This window comes from Streptomyces sp. NPDC002602, from assembly GCF_042889445.1.
Lineage (GTDB): Bacteria > Actinomycetota > Actinomycetes > Streptomycetales > Streptomycetaceae > Streptomyces.
Genome location: NZ_JBIAQX010000003.1, coordinates 119,720 through 136,863, shown reverse-complemented (window position 1 = coordinate 136,863; position 17,144 = coordinate 119,720). Strand labels below are relative to the sequence as shown.

12 protein-coding genes are annotated in these 17,144 nt (G+C 73.4%); 7 read left to right on the top strand and 5 right to left on the bottom strand.

The window, feature by feature from the left end; translation table 11 throughout:
* Positions 1-100: 100 nt before the first annotated feature.
* The 4 genes from fxsA (at position 101) to fxsT (ending at position 6,016) form a co-directional block, all read left to right on the top strand.
* Positions 101-295, top strand: coding sequence for an FxSxx-COOH cyclophane-containing RiPP peptide (gene fxsA, locus ACFYW3_RS09890; protein ID WP_351749198.1), 195 nt, complete (start codon positions 101-103; stop codon positions 293-295).
* A 130-nt stretch (positions 296-425) separates the two neighbouring features.
* Positions 426-1,688 carry an FxsB family cyclophane-forming radical SAM/SPASM peptide maturase gene (locus tag ACFYW3_RS09885; RefSeq protein ID WP_351749200.1) on the top strand — a complete coding sequence of 421 codons (1,263 nt, stop codon included), beginning with the start codon at positions 426-428 and terminating at the stop codon, positions 1,686-1,688.
* Positions 1,685-2,950 (top strand): HEXXH motif domain-containing protein, encoded by a 1,266-nt coding sequence (locus ACFYW3_RS09880; RefSeq protein ID WP_351749202.1) that lies wholly within the window; start codon positions 1,685-1,687, stop codon positions 2,948-2,950. Before ACFYW3_RS09885 ends, ACFYW3_RS09880 begins: the two co-directional genes overlap by 4 nt.
* A gap of 63 nt (positions 2,951-3,013) precedes the next feature.
* Positions 3,014-6,016 (top strand): FxSxx-COOH system tetratricopeptide repeat protein, encoded by a 3,003-nt coding sequence (fxsT, locus tag ACFYW3_RS09875; RefSeq protein WP_351749204.1) that lies wholly within the window; start codon positions 3,014-3,016, stop codon positions 6,014-6,016.
* A gap of 81 nt (positions 6,017-6,097) precedes the next feature.
* On the opposite strand, the gene ACFYW3_RS09870 is transcribed toward fxsT, so the two are convergent.
* The 5 genes from ACFYW3_RS09870 to ACFYW3_RS09850 form a co-directional block, all read right to left on the bottom strand.
* Positions 6,098-10,021 carry a multifunctional oxoglutarate decarboxylase/oxoglutarate dehydrogenase thiamine pyrophosphate-binding subunit/dihydrolipoyllysine-residue succinyltransferase subunit gene (locus ACFYW3_RS09870; protein WP_351749206.1) on the bottom strand — a complete coding sequence of 1,308 codons (3,924 nt, stop codon included), beginning with the start codon at positions 10,019-10,021 and terminating at the stop codon, positions 6,098-6,100.
* A 258-nt stretch (positions 10,022-10,279) separates the two neighbouring features.
* Positions 10,280-11,359: an ATP-binding protein gene (locus tag ACFYW3_RS09865; protein WP_351749208.1), complete on the bottom strand. Its 1,080-nt coding sequence runs from the start codon at positions 11,357-11,359 to the stop codon at positions 10,280-10,282.
* On the bottom strand, positions 11,356-12,096 hold the full coding sequence (locus ACFYW3_RS09860) for a response regulator transcription factor (protein WP_053676466.1): 741 nt from the start codon (positions 12,094-12,096) through the stop codon (positions 11,356-11,358). Before ACFYW3_RS09860 ends, ACFYW3_RS09865 begins: the two co-directional genes overlap by 4 nt.
* Before the next feature lie 60 nt (positions 12,097-12,156).
* Positions 12,157-12,846 (bottom strand): spermidine synthase, encoded by a 690-nt coding sequence (locus ACFYW3_RS09855; RefSeq protein ID WP_389386027.1) that lies wholly within the window; start codon positions 12,844-12,846, stop codon positions 12,157-12,159.
* A 224-nt stretch (positions 12,847-13,070) separates the two neighbouring features.
* Positions 13,071-13,703 carry a hypothetical protein gene (locus ACFYW3_RS09850; protein ID WP_389386026.1) on the bottom strand — a complete coding sequence of 211 codons (633 nt, stop codon included), beginning with the start codon at positions 13,701-13,703 and terminating at the stop codon, positions 13,071-13,073.
* A gap of 41 nt (positions 13,704-13,744) precedes the next feature.
* Between ACFYW3_RS09850 and ACFYW3_RS09845 the strand changes: the two genes are divergently transcribed.
* From ACFYW3_RS09845 to ACFYW3_RS09835, 3 genes are all read left to right on the top strand, one after another.
* Positions 13,745-15,169 (top strand): hypothetical protein, encoded by a 1,425-nt coding sequence (locus ACFYW3_RS09845; RefSeq protein WP_389386025.1) that lies wholly within the window; start codon positions 13,745-13,747, stop codon positions 15,167-15,169.
* A 226-nt stretch (positions 15,170-15,395) separates the two neighbouring features.
* Positions 15,396-16,238 carry a sulfurtransferase gene (locus tag ACFYW3_RS09840; protein ID WP_389386024.1) on the top strand — a complete coding sequence of 281 codons (843 nt, stop codon included), beginning with the start codon at positions 15,396-15,398 and terminating at the stop codon, positions 16,236-16,238.
* Positions 16,239-16,302: 64 nt separating this feature from the next.
* The gene (locus tag ACFYW3_RS09835) at positions 16,303-17,091 is read left to right on the top strand and encodes a DUF4097 domain-containing protein (protein ID WP_389386023.1); all 789 of its coding nucleotides are present in this window, start codon (positions 16,303-16,305) and stop codon (positions 17,089-17,091) included.
* Positions 17,092-17,144: the final 53 nt, after the last annotated feature.

Genomic DNA, 17,144 nt, shown 5'->3' with positions numbered 1-17,144 from the left:
GCGCGCCGGCGCGAGCGGCCCGGACCGGCCCCGGTGGGCGGCGCGGGGAAGAGGGCCGGCGAGCGTCCGGTCCGGGACACGACAGGGGGGCGGACCGGAGATGGTGACGGGACGGCAGGAGGCGACGACCGGTGTCCGGAGGTGTCCCGGGCGGTTACCGGACCTGTCCGGGCTGGATCTGACCGCGTTGCGGAAGATCGAGCACCCGGTGCTGGCCGAGGTGATGAAGGGCATGGTCGAGCGGGTCACCCACCCCGCCGAGATCCTGAACGCCTTCGACTCCGGAATCACCTGACACGAACCCACCGCCGCCGCATACGGCGGGAGTTGACCACTTTCCGCCGTTAGTCCGAGCCGTCCGAAGGGCAGGGATGGACCGTCCCGGGGGTCCCCCCGGCGGTCGCCGGGGGAGGGAGGCACAGGCGATGAGGCGAGCGATCACGAGCGATGTCGCGCCCGCGCGACGGCCCACCCGCGACCTCCCCGCAGGTCACGCGCACCACGCGCCCTGGCCCTACACCCGGCTCGACGTGCCCGCCCTGCGAGCGGCGGGCCACCGCCCCTACCCGATCCGGCAGTTCGTGCTCAAGACGCACGGCCGCTGCAACCTCGCCTGCACCTACTGCTACGTCTACGAGATGGCCGATCAGAGCTGGCGCGATCGCCCCCCGCTCATGACGCCCGCGACCGCCCGCCGCGCCGCCGAGCGGATCGCCGAGCACGCCGCCGCCCACGACCTGACCCGCGTCGACCTCGTCCTGCACGGCGGCGAACCACTGCTCGGCGCACCCGGGGAACTGGCCGCCCCCGTCGAGGCCGTCCGCGCCGCCGCCGGCCCCCGCGTGCGGGTCACCGCGACCGTGCAGACCAACGGCACCCTGCTCACCCGCGGCCGGCTCGCCGCGCTCGCCGCGGCCGGCATCCGCGTCGGCGTCAGCCTCGACGGCGGACTGCCCGCGCACAACGCCCGCCGGGTGGACCACGCCGGACGCCCCGGCTTCGGGGCCGCCGCCCGGGGGCTGCGGCTGCTCGCCCGCCACCCGGAGAGCTACGCCGGGGTGCTGTGCGTCGTCGACGTCACGCAGGACCCGCTGGAGGTGTACTCCTCGCTGCTCGGCTTCGCGCCGCCCACCCTCGGCCTGCTGCTGCCCCTGGCCAACTGGAACGACCCGCCCCCGGGACGCGCCCCGCACACCACCCCGTACGCCGACTGGCTGCTCGCCGTCTTCGAGCGCTGGTGGCACGACGGGGCGCGACGAACCCGCGTCCGGATCTTCGAGGAGATCATCGCCCTGCTCCTCGGCCTGCCCGAGGCCACCGAGACCCTCGGGCTCGCGCCCGCGACCACCGCCGTGATCGAGACCGACGGCGCCATCGAACAGGCCGACTCGCTGAAGTCGGCCTACGAGGGCGCCGCCGCCACCGGACTCGACGTCGAACACCACAGCTTCGACGAACTCCTCGACCACCCCGGGCTCGCCGCCCGCCAACTCGGACGGGACGCGCTCGCGCCGGGCTGCCGCGCCTGCGAACTCGTCGAAGTGTGCGGAGGCGGCCACTACCCGCACCGCTACCGGGAGGGCGAGGGCTTCCGCCGGCCGTCCGTCTACTGCGCGGACCTCCAGGTCCTCATCCGGCACATCGCCCGGGCACTGCACACCGCCACCGCGGGACGGGCCGCCTCATGAGCGAGGACCCCGATCCCCCGGCGGGCACCGGCCTCGCCCCGTTCACCGTCAGCTCCCGCACCCTGCGCGCCCTCGCCTCCACCGAACCCTCCCCCGACGGAACCCGCCTGGTCCGAGACGTCCGCAGGTCCAGGCGACTGCTCCTGCTGCGCGCCGTGCTCGACGCCGCACCCGGCGCCGAGACCGCCGAGCACTGGGCGCTGCTGGAGGAGGCCGAACGACACGACCCCGACGCGGCACGGGACGTACTGCACTACCCCGCCACCGGGGTCTGGGCCGAGGAGACCCTGCGCCGGCTCCACGACCCACACGGACCCGCGCCCGACCTGGGGCACCTCGGGGCGCTCGCCGCCGCCGCCGCGCTGCGCTCCGGCATCACCTTCAAGACCACCCTGCGCCCCGTGCACGGCCGGCTCGTCCTGCCCACCCTCGGCCTGCTGCGGCCCGACCGCCCCGGCCCGTTCGCCGTCACCGAACGCTCCTGGGAGAGCGCCGCGGACGCCGTGCCCCTGCACGGGCTGCCCGGCGGCCGGACCGCCCTCGACGACCTCGACCCGTACCGGGCGCCCTCGGGCCCCCCGGCCACCGTGCGCCCCGCCCGGCGGCTCACCCCCAAGGGCCACAAGCGCTGGGACACCCAGTGGTCCGGGGCGCTCACCCTGCTGCGCCGCTACGACGCCGGCCGCGCCGACGAGACGGGCCGCCTCCTGCGCTCCGTCGTCCCGCTGGCCGGCGGCTCCCGCTCCAGCGGCGCCACCCTGCCCGCCGCCGCCGGCTCCGTGCTCGCCCGGGCCCAGGCCCCGCCCGCCCTCGCCGCCACCCTGGTCCACGAGGTGCAGCACGGGAAACTGACCGCCCTCGCCGACGTCCTGACCCTGCACACCGCCGACCGCACCCCCTGCCACTGGGCGCCCTGGCGCAGCGATCCGCGCCCCCTGGACGGGCTGCTGCACGGCGCGTACGCCCACCTGGCCCTGGCCGGCTACTGGCAGCGCGCCGCCCTGTACGGGGCGCGGGGCGCCTGGGCCCAACACGCCCGGATTCGCGCCCAGGTGGCCGCCGTGCTGCCCACGCTGCACGGACACCCCCGACTGACCCCCACCGGACGGGAGTTCACCGACGGCATGGCCGCCGCCGAACGCGCCATGGACGAACTTCCCCCGCCCGGAAACCAGTACGCCACCGCCCTGCGGACCCTGGAACGCGAACGCCGCGCCTGGTGCGAGAACCACCCCGAACTCACCCACTTCGCCGAGGGCTGACGAACCGTCCGCTGCGGTACCTTTCAAACCCGTCCACCGCCCGGATTCCAGGGAGACGGCCGCATGACGACCGGTACGCGCCACGACCGCGACGGAGCCCCGCAGCCGCAACGCTTCGTCATCAGCTTCGCGGGGTTCAACCGCCCCTGGGCCGTGTGGATCGCCCACCGCCTGGAGGAGCACGGCCACCGCGTGGCCCTGCAACGCTGGGACCCGCAGGCAGGCCGCGGCCTCACCGAGGCCCTGGAGGACCTGGCCCGCTCCGGCGGCCGGATCCTGGTCGTCCTCAGCGAGCGCTACTTCTCCGCGGGCACCCACACCGACGAGGAGTGGAACGCCGCCCTGCGCGCCGTCACCCGCGACCACCCCGACCGGTTCGCGGCCGTCTGCCTCACCGACTCCCCGCTGCCCAGCGCCGTCGCCGCGCTGGAGAAGACCGACCTGTGGGGCCTGGACGCGTACGAGGCCGAGTACCGCGTCCTGCGCCGACTGGAGCTGCCCACCGACCGGATCGGCACCGAGAGCGGCCGCCGCGGCCCCCGCTTCCCCAACGACCCCCCGGAGATCTGGGGCCGCGTCCCGCGCCGCAACCCCCGCTTCACCGGCCGCAACGACGTCATCGGCGCCCTGCGGGCCGCCCTCACGGAGGCACCCCCCGGCGCGTCCACCGTCACCCTGCTGGGGCTCTCCGGCGTCGGCAAGACCCAGGTGGCCACCGAGTACGCCTACCGCTTCGCCTCCGAGTACGACGTGGTGTGGTGGGTCCCCGCCGAGGACCGGCCCACCCTGCGCGAACGCCTCGCCGACCTGGCCCCCGCCCTCGACCTGCCGCGCGGCGCGGGCAGTTACGGCGAGCAGATCCGGGCCGTGCTGGAGGCGCTGCGCCGCGGCACCCCCTACCACCGCTGGCTGCTGGTCTTCGACGGTTGCGACCACCCCGACGACCTCATCGACCTGCTGCCGTCCGGCGCCGGCGACGTCATCATCACCTCCCGCAACCGCGAGTGGGCCGCCCGGCACACGAGCCTCGTCGAAGTCCCGCTCTACGCCCGGCCCGAGTCCGTCACCTTCATCCGCCGGCGGGCCCGCCGGCTCTCCGGGGACGAGGCCGACCAGCTCGCGGAGGCCCTGGAGGACTACCCGCTGGCCCTCGACCAGACCGCGGGCTGGCTCGCCGACTCGCCGCTCGGCGTCGGCGAGTACCTCACCCTGCTCCGGCGCCGGCTGGACACCCACGAGGCCGTCACCCTCTCCGACGACTACCCGCTGCCCTTCCCCACGGCGCTCGCCATCCTGCTCAACAACGTCCGGGAGAGCTTCCCCGACGCCCTCGCACTGCTGCGCCTGTTCGTCTTCTTCGCCCCCGGCCGCGTCCCGCTGCGCCTGCTGCGCGAGTTCCCCGCCGCCGACGTCCCCGAACACCTCGCCGGCCTGATCAACGACCAGATCCGCTGGAACGCCGCCCTCAACAAGCTCGTGCAGTTCTCCGTCGTCCGCCTGGAGTACTCCGACCTGTCCGTCGAGGAGGGCGGCGGCGGCCTGGAGACCGTCCAACTGCACCGCATGGTCCACAACATCGTCCGCGACGACCTCGGCGAGGAGGAGGCCGAGCAGCTCTCCCGCGCCGTCCGCCAGGTCCTCGCCGCCGCCGACCCGGGCCGGCCCACCGACTCCCGGCTCTGGCCCCGGTACGCCGAACTCATCCCACACCTGGAGACCGCCGGTGTCCTGACCAGCACGAATCCCCGCATCCAGAACTTCCTGCTGCACTGCCTGCGCTACCTGATCCTCGCCGGGGAGTACCGCACCTGCCTGCGGCTCGCCGAGGAGACCGACGGCGCCTGGCGGTCCATGCTCGGCGAGGACCACGACCAGGTCCGCGAACTCAGCTACCACCACGGCGGCGCCCTGCGCATGCTCGGCCACTTCCGCCGGGCCGAGATCCTCGCCAAATCGGTCGCGGACCGGCTCGTCGAGGAACGCGGCGACCGCGACCTGGAGACCCTGCGCGCGACCAGCACGTACGCGGGGGTGCTGCTCGGCACCGCCAAGTTCGAACAGGCCCGCCTGCTGCTGGAACACGCCTTCACCACCTACCGCGAACTGCTCGGCGAGGACGACTCCACCACCCTCAACGCCCAGAACAACGTCGCCGTCGCCCTGCGCCTCCTCGGCCGCTACCAGGAGGCGTACGACACCGACCTCGACACCCTGCGCCGCCGCGAACGGGTCCTGCGGGTACGGCACATCGCCACCCTCTCCTCGGGCATCGGCTGCGCCATGGGCCTGCGGCTCATGGGCCGCTACCGCGAGGCACAGGCCCGCCAGGAACAAGGGCTCAAACTCAACGCCCAGGTACTCGGCCCCAACCACCCGCAGACCCTGCGCGCCGAACACAACCTCGGCATGTGCCTGCGCCGCGCCGGCGACATCCCCGGCGCCGGCGCCCGCCTGCGCGGGGTCCTGGAACGCTCGACGCGGGTGTTCGGCGCCGAGTTCCCCTGGACCCTGATGGTCGCCTCCGACTACGCCACCTACCTGCGCGAGTACGGGGACGTCGGCGAGGCCCGCCGGATCTCCGAGGAGGTCGTGCGCGGCTACCAGTCACAACTGGGCCTGGCCCACCCGTACAGCATCGGCACCGTCGGCAACCTCGGCCTTGTCCTGCGCGCCCAGGGCGAACGGGAAGAGGCCCTCAACCTCGCCGAACAGGCCCTGGTCGGCATGCGGGGCGCGCTCGGCGACCGGCACCCCTGGACCCTGGGCTGCGCCCTGAACGCCACAGGACACCGCAACATCACCGGGCGGCTGGAGAACGCCGTGGACCTCAGCCGGGAGACCCTGCGGGCCGCCGGGCAGGTACTGGGGCCCGACCACCCCATGACGCTGAGCGCCGAGATCGCCCTCGCCGCCGACCTGCGGGCCGTCCGGGAGGACGTGGAGGCCTCGAAGCACGAGGACGCCGGGCTGCGGGCGCTGATGCGCACCCTCGGCCCGCAGCACGTCCACACCGTCTCCGCACGCCAACAGACCCGCCCCTACTGGGACTTCGAGCCGCAGCCGTAACCCCTTGCCGCGGCCAAGGACGCCGGAAGGCCCGGACCCCCTCGGGGGTCCGGGCCTTCACGGTTCGAGCAGATGCGCCGATCAGGCCTCGAAGACCTCGTTCAGCAGGAGCTGCTGCTCCGCCTGGTGACGCTTGGCGGAACCCACGGCCGGGGACGAACCGTGCGGACGCGACACGCGCCGCAGCCGCTCGCCCGCCGGGATGTCCGCGCCGACCGCCAGGTCGAGGTGGTCGATCAGGTTCAGCGCGATGAACGGCCACGCACCCTGGTTCGCCGGCTCTTCCTGCGCCCAGATGTACTTCGCCGCGTTCGGGAACTTGGCGATCTCCGCCTGGAGCTCCGCACCCGGAAGCGGGTACAGACGCTCGATGCGCAGGATCGCGGTGTCCGTGATGCCGCGCTTCTCCCGCTCGGCCTCCAGGTCGTAGTAGACCTTGCCGGCGCAGAAGACGACCTTGCGGACCGCGTTCGGGTCCACGGTGGAGTCGCCGATGACCGGACGGAACGAACCGTTCGTGAACTCCTCCGCCTTCGACGCCGCCGCCTTCAGACGCAGCATCGACTTCGGGGTGAAGACGATGAGCGGCTTGTGGTGCGGGTTGTGGACCTGCCAGCGCAGCAGGTGGAAGTAGTTCGACGGCAGGGTCGGCATGGCGACCGTCATGTTGTCCTGCGCGCACATCTGGAGGAAGCGCTCGGGACGCGCCGACGAGTGGTCCGGGCCCTGGCCCTCGTAGCCGTGCGGCAGCAGCAGCGTGACGCCGGACGTCTGGCCCCACTTCTGCTCGGCCGAGGAGATGAACTCGTCCACGACGGTCTGCGCGCCGTTGACGAAGTCACCGAACTGGGCCTCCCAGAGGACCAGCGCGTCCGGACGGGCCAGCGAGTAGCCGTACTCGAAGCCCATGGCCGCGTACTCGGAGAGCAGCGAGTCGTAGACGTTGTAGCGGGCCTGGTCGTCCGACAGGTACAGCAGCGGGGTGTAGTCCTCGCCGGTCTCCCGGTCGATGAGGACCGCGTGACGCTGACCGAAGGTGCCGCGGCGGGAGTCCTGACCGGACAGCCGGACCGGGGTGCCCTCCATCAGCAGCGAACCGAAGGCCAGGGTCTCGCCCATGCCCCAGTCGATCGTGCCCTCGTCGATCATCGACGCGCGGCGCTGCAGCTGCGGAAGCAGACGCGGGTGCACGGTGACGTTGTCGGGGATGTTGACCTGGGCCTCGGCGATCCGCTTCACGACCTCCTGCGAGACCGCGGTGTTCACCGGGACCGGGAAGTGGGCCGTGGGCGCCGGGACCTGCGGGGCGGCCGCGGGCTGCGTGGCGGCCTCGCGGACCTCCGCGAAGACCTTCTCCAGCTGGCCCTGGAAGTCCTGGAGCGCCTGCTCGGCCTCTTCCAGGGTGATGTCGCCGCGACCGATGAGGGACTCGGTGTACAGCTTGCGCACCGAGCGCTTCTTGTCGATCAGGTCGTACATCAGCGGCTGGGTGAACGCCGGGTTGTCGGACTCGTTGTGGCCGCGACGGCGGTAGCAGATGAGGTCGATGACCACGTCCTTGTTGAACGCCTGACGGAACTCGAAGGCGAGCCGCGCGATGCGGACCACGGCCTCCGGGTCGTCGCCGTTCACGTGGAAGATCGGCGCCTCGATCATGCGGGCCACGTCGGTCGCGTACATCGAGGAACGCGAGGACTCCGGGGCGGCGGTGAAGCCGACCTGGTTGTTGATGACCACGTGCACGGTGCCGCCGGTGCGGTAGCCGCGCAGCTGCGACATGTTCAGCGTCTCGGCGACCACACCCTGGCCCGCGAAGGCCGCGTCGCCGTGCAGGGCCAGCGGCAGGACCGTGAAGTCCGTGCCGCCCTTGTTGATGACGTCCTGCTTGGCGCGGGCGACACCCTCCAGGACCGGGTCCACGGCCTCCAGGTGGGAGGGGTTCGCGACGAGCGAGACCTTGATCTGCTCGCCGTCCAGGCCCGTGAAGGTGCCCTCGGCGCCCAGGTGGTACTTGACGTCGCCGGAGCCGTGCATCGACTTCGGGTCGAGGTTGCCCTCGAACTCGCGGAAGATCTGCGCGTACGACTTGCCGACGATGTTGGCCAGGACGTTCAGCCGGCCGCGGTGGGCCATGCCGATGACGACCTCTTCGAGGCGGGCCTCGGCGGCCGAGTCGATGACGGCGTCGAGCAGCGGGATGACGGACTCGCCGCCCTCCAGGGAGAACCGCTTCTGGCCGACGTACTTCGTCTGCAGGAAGGTCTCGAAGGCCTCCGCCGCGTTCAGCCGGCGCAGGATCCGCAGCTGCTCCTCGCGCTCCGGCTTGGAGTGCGGGCGCTCGATGCGGTCCTGGATCCAGCGGCGCTGCTTCGGGTCCTGGATGTGCATGAACTCGACACCGGTGGTGCGGCAGTACGAGTCGCGCAGCACGCCGAGGATGTCGCGGAGCTTCATCATCGACTTGCCGGAGAAACCGCCGACCGCGAACTCGCGCTCCAGGTCCCACAGGGTGAGGCCGTGCTCGGTGATGTCGAGGTCGGGGTGCTTGCGCTGCTTGTACTCCAGCGGGTCGGTGTCGGCCATGACATGGCCGCGGACCCGGTAGGAGTGGATCAGCTCGAAGACGCGGGCGGCCTTCGTGACGTCGTCGTCGTGCGAGGCGTCGATGTCCCGGAGCCAGCGGACCGGCTCGTACGGGATGCGCAGCGCCTCGAAGACGTCGTCGTAGAAGCCGCTCTCGCCCAGCAGCAGGTTCGCGACGATGCGCAGGAACTCGCCGGAGGCCGCGCCCTGGATGACCCGGTGGTCGTAGGTCGAGGTCAGGGTCATGACCTTGGAGATGCCCAGCTTGTTCAGGGTGTCCTGCGAGGTGCCCTGGAACTCGGCGGGGTAGTCCATGGAGCCGACGCCCATGATGACCGACTGTCCGGGCATCAGACGGGGCACGGAGTGCACGGTGCCCAGACCGCCGGGGTTGGTCAGCGAGACCGTGACGCCCGTGAAGTCGTCCATCGTCAGCTTGCCGACGCGGGCGCGACGGACGATGTCCTCGTAGGCCTGCCAGAACTCGAAGAAGTTGAGGGTCTCGGCCTTCTTGATGCCGGCGACGACGAGCTGACGGTCGCCGTTCGGCTTCACCAGGTCGATCGCCAGACCGAAGTTGATGTGCTCCGGCTTGACCAGGGTCGGCTTGCCGTCCTTCTCCGCGAAGGAGTGGTTCATGGCCGGCATGGCCTTGATCGCCTGCACCATCGCGTAGCCGATGAGGTGCGTGAAGGAGATCTTCCCGCCCCGGGCGCGCTTGAGGTGGTTGTTGATGACGATGCGGTTGTCGAACAGCAGCTTCACCGGGACGGCGCGGACGGACGTGGCCGTCGGGACGTCGAGGGAGGCGTTCATGTTCTTGGCCACGGCCGCGGCGGGGCCGCGGAGCGTCACCAGTTCGGGGCCCGCGGGGGCCTCGGTGGCGGGCGCGGCCTTGGAAGCTGCGGGAGCGGGCGCGGCGGCAGCCGGAGCCTGAGCGGAGGGCGCGGCCGGTGCGGCGGCCTGGGCCTGGGAGGTGACAGTCACAGCAGGGGCACCAGAGGGGGTGGCAGGAGCAGGGGCAGGAGCTGGCACAGGCGTGGTCGCGGCCGAGGGCGAGGGCGCGGCGTCAGCCGCTCCCGCGGCACCGGTGCTCGCACCGGCGCTCGCCGCCCCCGTGGCGGCCGCGACGGGGGCCTGCGGGGCCTGGGCGGCGGGGCTGGCGGCCTGTGCGGAGGCGCCATCCTTCGTCGTCGTGGACTTCTCGGGACCGTCGGCCTTGGCGGGGGCTGCTGCGCCCCCGGGCTTGTAGTCGGCGAAGAAGTCCCACCAGGCCCGGTCGACCGAGTTCGGGTCCTGGAGGTACTGCTGATAGATCTCGTCGACGAGCCACTCATTGGCACCGAAGCCTGAGGCAGGGGTCTTCCCGCCCTCTGCTGCTTCGGTCGTGGTGCTCGAGTTACTGGGGGACTGTGGCGACACGGCGGCAACCGCCCTCTTCCGCTTCACAAGGTATGGACAGCGGGAATAAAGGCTACGCCTCCCCGGGCGTCCGATGCAGGCCGGGCGGGACTTACGTCGCGCAGGTCACATCGAAAGGCGGGTTTCACCGCTTGGAATGGCGGGAAACAAGCGCGGTTCGGGTAGGGGACACCGTGGTTGCGGCCCCCTTGGCTTCGCACCCCTGACGGACCCCGGCGCGTGTGGCCGAGATCATGTCCTTCCCACTCGAACCCTACGTCAACGCGATGCCTGGGAGCTGCCCGGAAGCGTGACGAGGATGCGGCAGCCGCGTGACGATTCGGCCACTCCGATCTGGCCCCCGTGCAGGCCGACGGCCCAGCGGGCGATCGCCAGGCCCAGTCCGGTACCCCCGTCGCCACCCCCGGAATTGCCCCGATTGAACCGCTCGAAGACCCGGTGCCACTCGGATTCGGGGATCCCGGGACCCTCGTCCCGCACCTCCAGTTGCAGGCTCCCGGGCGCGTCGCCGGCCCGGGCCCGGACCGTGACCCGGCCGTGCGGGGGGCTGTGCTTGACCGCGTTGTCGATCAGGTTCGCCACCACCTGGTGGAGCCGTTCCGCATCGGCGTAAGCCGTCAGTTCGAACGGGAACACGTCCAGGTGGAGGTGGACGTCGTTGCGGGTGTGCCCGCCCGAGCCGGAGGTCAGGCCCGGTCGCCCGGCGGCCGCCAGCCCGGACTCCTTGAGCACCCCCGACAGGTACGGCCACACCTCGAACCGGCGCGCCCGCAGCGGGACCACGCCGTTGTCCACCCGGGACAGGTCCAGCAGGGTCTCCACCAGCCGGCCCAGCCGCTCGGTCTGCTTCAGGGCCGTCCGCATGGTCTCCGGGTCGGCGGCCGAGACCCCGTCGACCACGTTCTCCAGCACCGCCCGCAGGGCCGCGATCGGTGTGCGCAGCTCGTGGGAGACGTTGGCGACCAGCTCCTTGCGGTGCCGGTCCACCGCCTCCAGGTCGTCCGCCATCAGGTTGATCGTCGCGGCCAGGTCGCCGAGCTCGTCGCGGCGCCCGGCCTCGCGCACCCGGCGGGTGTAGTCCCCGTGGGAGATCGCCCTGGCCACCGTGGTCATATCGTCCAGCGGCGCCGTCAGACCGTGCGCCACGAACTGGGTGATCAGCATCGAGGCGATCACCGAGAACACCGTGATGAACCGCAGCTCGGTGTCCGTGCGCAGGGCCACCAGCAGCAGGCCCGTGGTGATGAAGACCGACACCACGACGAGCGTGCCCAGCTTCGTCTTGATCGAGAACGGCGAGAAGGGCCGCAGCCCGCCGCCCGGCTGCCGCTGGCTCACGGCTGGGCCGGGGTCTCCAGGGCGTACCCGACGCCGTGGACCGTGCGGATCCGTTCCGCGCCGATCTTCCGGCGCAGCGCCTTGATGTGGCTGTCGACGGTACGGGTCCCGGACGCGTCGGCCCAGTCCCAGACCTCCGCCAGCAACTGTTCCCGCGAGAGCACCGCCCGCGGCGTGCCGGCCAGGCACACCAGCAGGTCGAACTCGGTCGGCGTCAGGTGCACGTCCTCGGTGTGGACCCGGACCCGGCGCTGCGCGTGGTCGATCTCCAGATCGCCCAGGCGCAGGGTGGCCCCGCGCGGGGCCGTCGCGGCCAGTGTGGCCCGCTCCACCCGTCTCAGCAGTACGTGGACCCGTGCGGCCAGCTCGCGCATCGAGAACGGTTTGGTCATGTAGTCGTCGGCCCCGACCCCGAGGCCGACGAGCATGTCGGTCTCGTCGTCCCGGGCGGTGAGCATCAGCACCGGCACCGGGCGCTGTGCCTGCACTCGACGGCAGACCTCCAGCCCGTCGAAGCCGGGCAGCATGACGTCGAGCACCAGCAGCTCGGGCAGCCAGCTCTCGGCCGCCGAGACGGCGGCAGGGCCGTCGTGGGCGGCCTGGACCTGGAAGCCCTCGGCGCGCAGCCGGGCCGCGATGGCGTCGGCGATGGTGCGATCGTCCTCGACCACGAGCACGCGCCGCTGGGCGCCTGGGGTGGCCGCGGCGCCGTTGTGGGTGGTGTGTGTCTGTTCCATGTCCCGCCCCTGAAGAACCCGCGTGATGGGGTGCAGCGTAGAGGAGCCGCAGGCCTGCGGCTATGTGGGGCCGACCGGGCCCCGGGCGAGGTGGACGACGTCCGGGACACCTCGGGCGACTCGCACTTCTTCGGTCCTTACCGACTCGAATCCGGCATTCCGCAGGGCCTGCTCGAAGGCCGCGGACGGTCGCGCGGACCAGACGGCGAGCACCCCGCCGGCGGTGAGGCGGGCCCGGCAGGCGGCGAGGCCCGTGGGGGAGTACAGGCCTCGGTTGTCGTCGGTCACGGTCCAGTCCGGGCCGTTGTCGATGTCCAGGCAGAGGGCGTCGTACCGGTCGCTCGTGTCGTGGAGGTACGCGACGAGATCGGTGTGCAGCACGCGGACCCGGGGGTCGGCGAGGGCGGCGGCCGAGAGCGGGGCCAACGGCCCGCCGCGATGCCAGTCGATGATCGCCTCCTCGCGTTCGGCGACGACGATCCGACCCCAGCGCGGTTGGGAGGCCGCGTGGGCGAGGGAGAAGCCGACGCCGAGACCGCCGACGAGCACGGACGGGGCCGGCGGGGCAGGCTCCAGGGCCCCGAACGCCGCGTCGATCAGCAGGCGTTCGGAGCGGCCGTCCGAAGTGTCCATGAGGAAACAGCCGTTGGCGATGATCTCGTGCGTCTCCCCGCGCCGGCGCAACACCACCTCCCCGTACGGTCCTTCGCGGCGGTCGACGGTGACGGCTTCCGGTACGGGGGCGGTCATCGGTCTTCCTTCCCGTGGCCGCTCGGCCACTCCTCGTCGCCGGACACAACGAAGCCCCCGTGCCACTCGTTCCGGGTACGGGCCGCCTTCCCGGTCCGCGATCGGTCGGCGATCGGTCCGCGATCCGGTCCGCGATCCGGCGCGCGTCCCCGTCCGGGCTTCCGTTCGGGCTCTCAGTGCGGGCTCTCCGTTCGGGCTTCCGTCCGGGCTCTCCGTCCGGGCTCTCAGTCCTCGAACGGGGGCAGCGCGTCCAACACCCGCGTCAGGGCGATGGGTACCGAGCCGTCGCCGGTGGCCACCTCGAAACCCCCGTACGCGAAGGCGTAGGTGAACCCGTCGAACACGGTCCCGCTCTTCGACGTCCGGGGCAGCCGGGCGAAGTCCGCCTCCCGGAGCGCGGCGCGCAGCGTGCCGAGTTGAGGGCCGGTCAGCTTGCCGCGGCCGACCTCCTTCGCCCGCCCGTCCAGCAGGGTCCAGGAGCCGTCGTCCCCGATCACCAGGGTGCCGGTGCGGCCGGCGAAACCGCCGCTGCGGGTGACCCGGACCAGGGTCGCCGCGGGGGAGGTGACGCGGGGCGAGGGGGCCGGGGCCGTGCCGGTGGGACCGGGACCCGGGGGCGTCGAACCCCCGGGGACGGGTGCGCTCGGGGTGCCGGCGGGCGGGGCGGGCGGGGCGGACGGGGTGGACGGGGTGGCGGGCGATGAAGCGCCGGCCGTCGCGGTCTCCGTGTGCGGGGCGGTCGGCGGTTCGTCGGCACCGCCGCAGCCGCCGAGCAGCAAGGCGGCCAGTACCGCGCCGAGCACCGCGCCCGGTACCGTCGTCGCCCGTCCCGCTCGTCCCGCTCGCCCTGCGCGCACGCCACACCCCCGCGGGAACTCGGCCGACCCGGACCCCGAGTATGGAGTCCGCACCCGTCACGCGGAAGCACCCGGAGGCCGACATCAGCCGCGACTTCAGCCGCACGGCCCTGTGGCGCCCGGTCCCGCCGCTCGTGGCCCTCGCCCTGGGGCTCTGGTCCCCGGAACGCGGTCCGGCCGGCGGCAGCATGTGGCGCGACGAGTCCGTCACCGTCCAGGTGGCGCACCGCCCCCTGGGCGACCTGTGGGCGCTGCTCGGGCAGGTCGACGCCGTGCACGGGCTCCACTACCTGCTCATGCACGGCGTGTTCGCCCTGTGGGACGGCGGCCTGTGGGCGCTGCGCCTGCCGTCCGTGGCCGCCACCGCCCTGGCCGCCGCCGGGGTGGCCGCGGTGGCCCACCGGTTGGCGGGTGAGCGGGCCGCGCTGTGGGCCGGTACCGCCTACGCCGTTCTGCCGCCCGTGCAGATGTACGCGCAGGAGGGGCGCTCGTACGCGTTCGTCGCCTGCGCCGTGGTGTGGGCCACCCACCTGATGCTGTGCGGGCGCTGGGCGGCGTACACGGTGGTGCTGCTGCTCGGCTGCTGGCTGCACGAGTTCGCCGTACTGGCCCTGCTCGCGCACGGCTTCGTCGCTTGGCGCTCGCGCGGGTGGCGGTGGAGCGCCGTCGTCGTCGTGGTCGCCCTGTTGCCGCTGGTCCGGGTCAGCGCGGTGCAGGCCGAGCGGCAGTTGGGCTGGCTCGGGCGGCCGAGTGGGCAGGACTGGGCGGTGTACGGGGTGCTCGTGCTCGCGGTGGCGCTGCTCGCCCGGGGGACGGCGGTGCCCCGGGAACTCGTCCGGGTCGCCGTGCCGCTCGCCCTGCTGCCGCCCGGACTGCTGCTGGTCGTCTCCCTCGCGCACCCCTGGTACGTCGACCGGTACGTCCTCTACGCGTTGGCCGGGCTCGCCCTGCTCGCCGGAGCCCGGCTCGCGGCCGCGCGCGGGCTGCGGCCCTGGGCGCTGGTGGCCGCGCTGCTCGTGCCGTTCGGCTGGTGGTCGGTGTGGCTGCGGACCCCGGAGAGCCGCAAGGACGACGTGCTCGCGGTGGCGTCCGCCGTCCGGGAACGGGCCCTCCCCGGGGACGCCGTGCTGTTCATGCCGTCCCGGCGCCGCGAGTGGCTGCTGTCCTCGCCCGCCGTGTACGCCCCCCTGCGCGACCTCGCCCTGGACCGCTCCCCGACCGCCTCGCGGAGCCTGTGGGGCACGGAGGCCGGTCCGGACGAGATCCGGGCGCGGTTGGCGGGGGCTCCCCGGGTGGTGGCCCTGCTGGACCCGGAGGGGCAACCCCTGGACCCGTACCCGGCGGAGGTCGCGAAGCGGGAGGCGTTGGCCGCCGAGTACGTGCCGTGCTCGGTGACACGGGTGCGGGGCGCGCGGATCGTGGTCTACGCGGCGCGGGGCCCGGCCGGCGGCTGCGACCGGGACTGAGGCCGGTGCGGGGGTCGGGCCGGTGCCGGCGCGGGGCCGGGAGGGGCGATGGCGCGGGGCCGGGTCGGCGACGGCGCGGGGCCGGGAGGGGCGATGGTGCGGGACCGGGAGGGGCGACGGCGCGGGGCCGGGAGGGGCGATGGCCCGATGGGCAGGCCTGGGAGGGTGGTTGGATGGGCGCGGGCCGGACCGCCGAGGCCCGTGACCACGCTGCCGGAGGCGCCGCATGACCGTGTCCGAGAACCCCCCGGGCCCCCTCGTCGGGACCGCCTGGACCGCCGCCCGCCTCGGCGGGCCCGACCTGGTCGTCCTCGACGCCTCCGTCGCCCCCCACCGCGACGCCGACCGACGGATCCCGGGCGCCCGACCCTTCGACCTCGACGGCGCCCTGTCCGACCACACGACGGGGCTCCCGCACACGATGCCCGCGCCCGCCGACTTCGAGCGCGCGATGCGGGACCTCGGCCTCGACGACCGGGCCACGGTGGTCGTGTACGACGGCGCGGGCCTCCATTCGAGCGCCCGGGCATGGTGGATGCTGCGCGCCATGGGCTTCGACCGGGCCGCCGTCCTGGACGGCGGACTGCCCGCGTGGGAGGCCGCCGGACTGCCCGTGGAACACGCCCGGCCCGGATACGAGGGCCCCCGCGGCACCTTCACCGCCCGCCCCCGCGCCGGACTGCTGGTGGACGCCGCCGCCGTGACCGACGCCCTGGCCGACCCGGCCGCGGCCGTGCTGGACGCCCGCACCCGCGAACGCTTCGGCGGTACCGCCCCGGAGCCCCGCCCCGGCCTGCGCGGCGGACACATGCCGGGCGCCCTCAACCTGCCCTTCGGCGACCTCAAGGGCCCGGACGGACTGATGCGTCCCGCCGCGGAACTCCGCCGGCTCTTCGCGGAGTCGGCGGGCGGACGGGAACGCCTGTACCTCAGCTGCGGGTCGGGGGTGACCGCCTGTGTGCTCGCGCTGGGCGCCGAACTCGCCGGGTACCGGGACCTCGCGGTGTACGACGGCTCCTGGAGCGAGTGGGGCCTGCCGTCCAACCGGCCGGTGACGACCGGGGGTTAACCCCACCCGAGGCCCGGGTACCGGCCCCATCGCCCAGCGGACGGCGCCTCGACAGACTGGCGGCATGCCTTCCCACACCGCGCCCGCCGCCCGCCCCGGTGCACTCGCCCGGGCCTCCCGCCCCGCCCGCACCGCCGTCGCGGCCTGCGCCGTCGTCGGCGGACTCCTCCTCACCGGCTGCTCGTTGACCGCGCACGCCATGAAGACCGTGAGCGCCGACGCCACCGTCGCCGAAGCCGTCACCGCGGTCGAGATCAGGGGCGCCCGGCACGGTTCCATCGAGGTGACGCCGGGGAACGGCCCGGGCGTCGCCGTCCACCGCACCGTCCACTACCGGGGCGACACGGCGCCCCGGCCGCAGCAGCGCGTCTCCGGGGGCCTGCTCACCTTCGACAGCGGCTGCACCGGCAGTTGCTACGTCGACTACCGGCTGGAGGTGCCGGCCTCCGCGACGGTCAGGCTCGAAAGCAGCAGCGGACGCGTCACGGTGAGCGGGGTGGCCGCGGCCGACGTCGAGACCTCCTCGGGCGACGTGAGGGTGGAGCGCATCGCGGGCGTGCTGAAGGCCCGCACCTCCTCCGGCGACATCACCGGTTCGGCGCTGGCCGGCCCGGCGGCCGACGTCCGCTCCTCGTCCGGTGACGCCCGCCTGGCCTTCGCGACGTCCCCGAACTCGGTCGCCGCCGAGAGCGGCTCGGGCAACGTCACCCTGACGGTGCCGTCGGCGCCCTACCGGGTCGACGTCTCCACCACCTCGGGCGACCGCCGGGTCGCCCTGCCCACCGACCCGTCGGCCGGCGCCCGCCTCGCGGTGAAGACCACCTCGGGCGACGTCAGCGTCTCGGCGGCCTGACGGGTTGGGCGGGAGCGGCCACCAACTCGGCCTGTGTCAAAGCGACTTCGAGT

Bases quoted from the DNA above. Each gene is read 5' to 3' on its own strand.
- fxsA (WP_351749198.1), top strand. From the start codon at position 101: ATGGTGACGGGACGGCAGGAGGCGACGACCGGTGTCCGGAGGTGTCCC.
- ACFYW3_RS09885 (WP_351749200.1), top strand. From the start codon at position 426: ATGAGGCGAGCGATCACGAGCGATGTCGCGCCCGCGCGACGGCCCACC.
- ACFYW3_RS09880 (WP_351749202.1), top strand. From the start codon at position 1,685: ATGAGCGAGGACCCCGATCCCCCGGCGGGCACCGGCCTCGCCCCGTTC.
- fxsT (WP_351749204.1), top strand. From the start codon at position 3,014: ATGACGACCGGTACGCGCCACGACCGCGACGGAGCCCCGCAGCCGCAA.
- ACFYW3_RS09860 (WP_053676466.1), bottom strand. From the start codon at position 12,096: ATGGAACAGACACACACCACCCACAACGGCGCCGCGGCCACCCCAGGC.
- ACFYW3_RS09855 (WP_389386027.1), bottom strand. From the start codon at position 12,846: ATGACCGCCCCCGTACCGGAAGCCGTCACCGTCGACCGCCGCGAAGGA.
- ACFYW3_RS09845 (WP_389386025.1), top strand. From the start codon at position 13,745: ATGGAGTCCGCACCCGTCACGCGGAAGCACCCGGAGGCCGACATCAGC.
- ACFYW3_RS09840 (WP_389386024.1), top strand. From the start codon at position 15,396: ATGACCGTGTCCGAGAACCCCCCGGGCCCCCTCGTCGGGACCGCCTGG.
- ACFYW3_RS09835 (WP_389386023.1), top strand. From the start codon at position 16,303: ATGCCTTCCCACACCGCGCCCGCCGCCCGCCCCGGTGCACTCGCCCGG.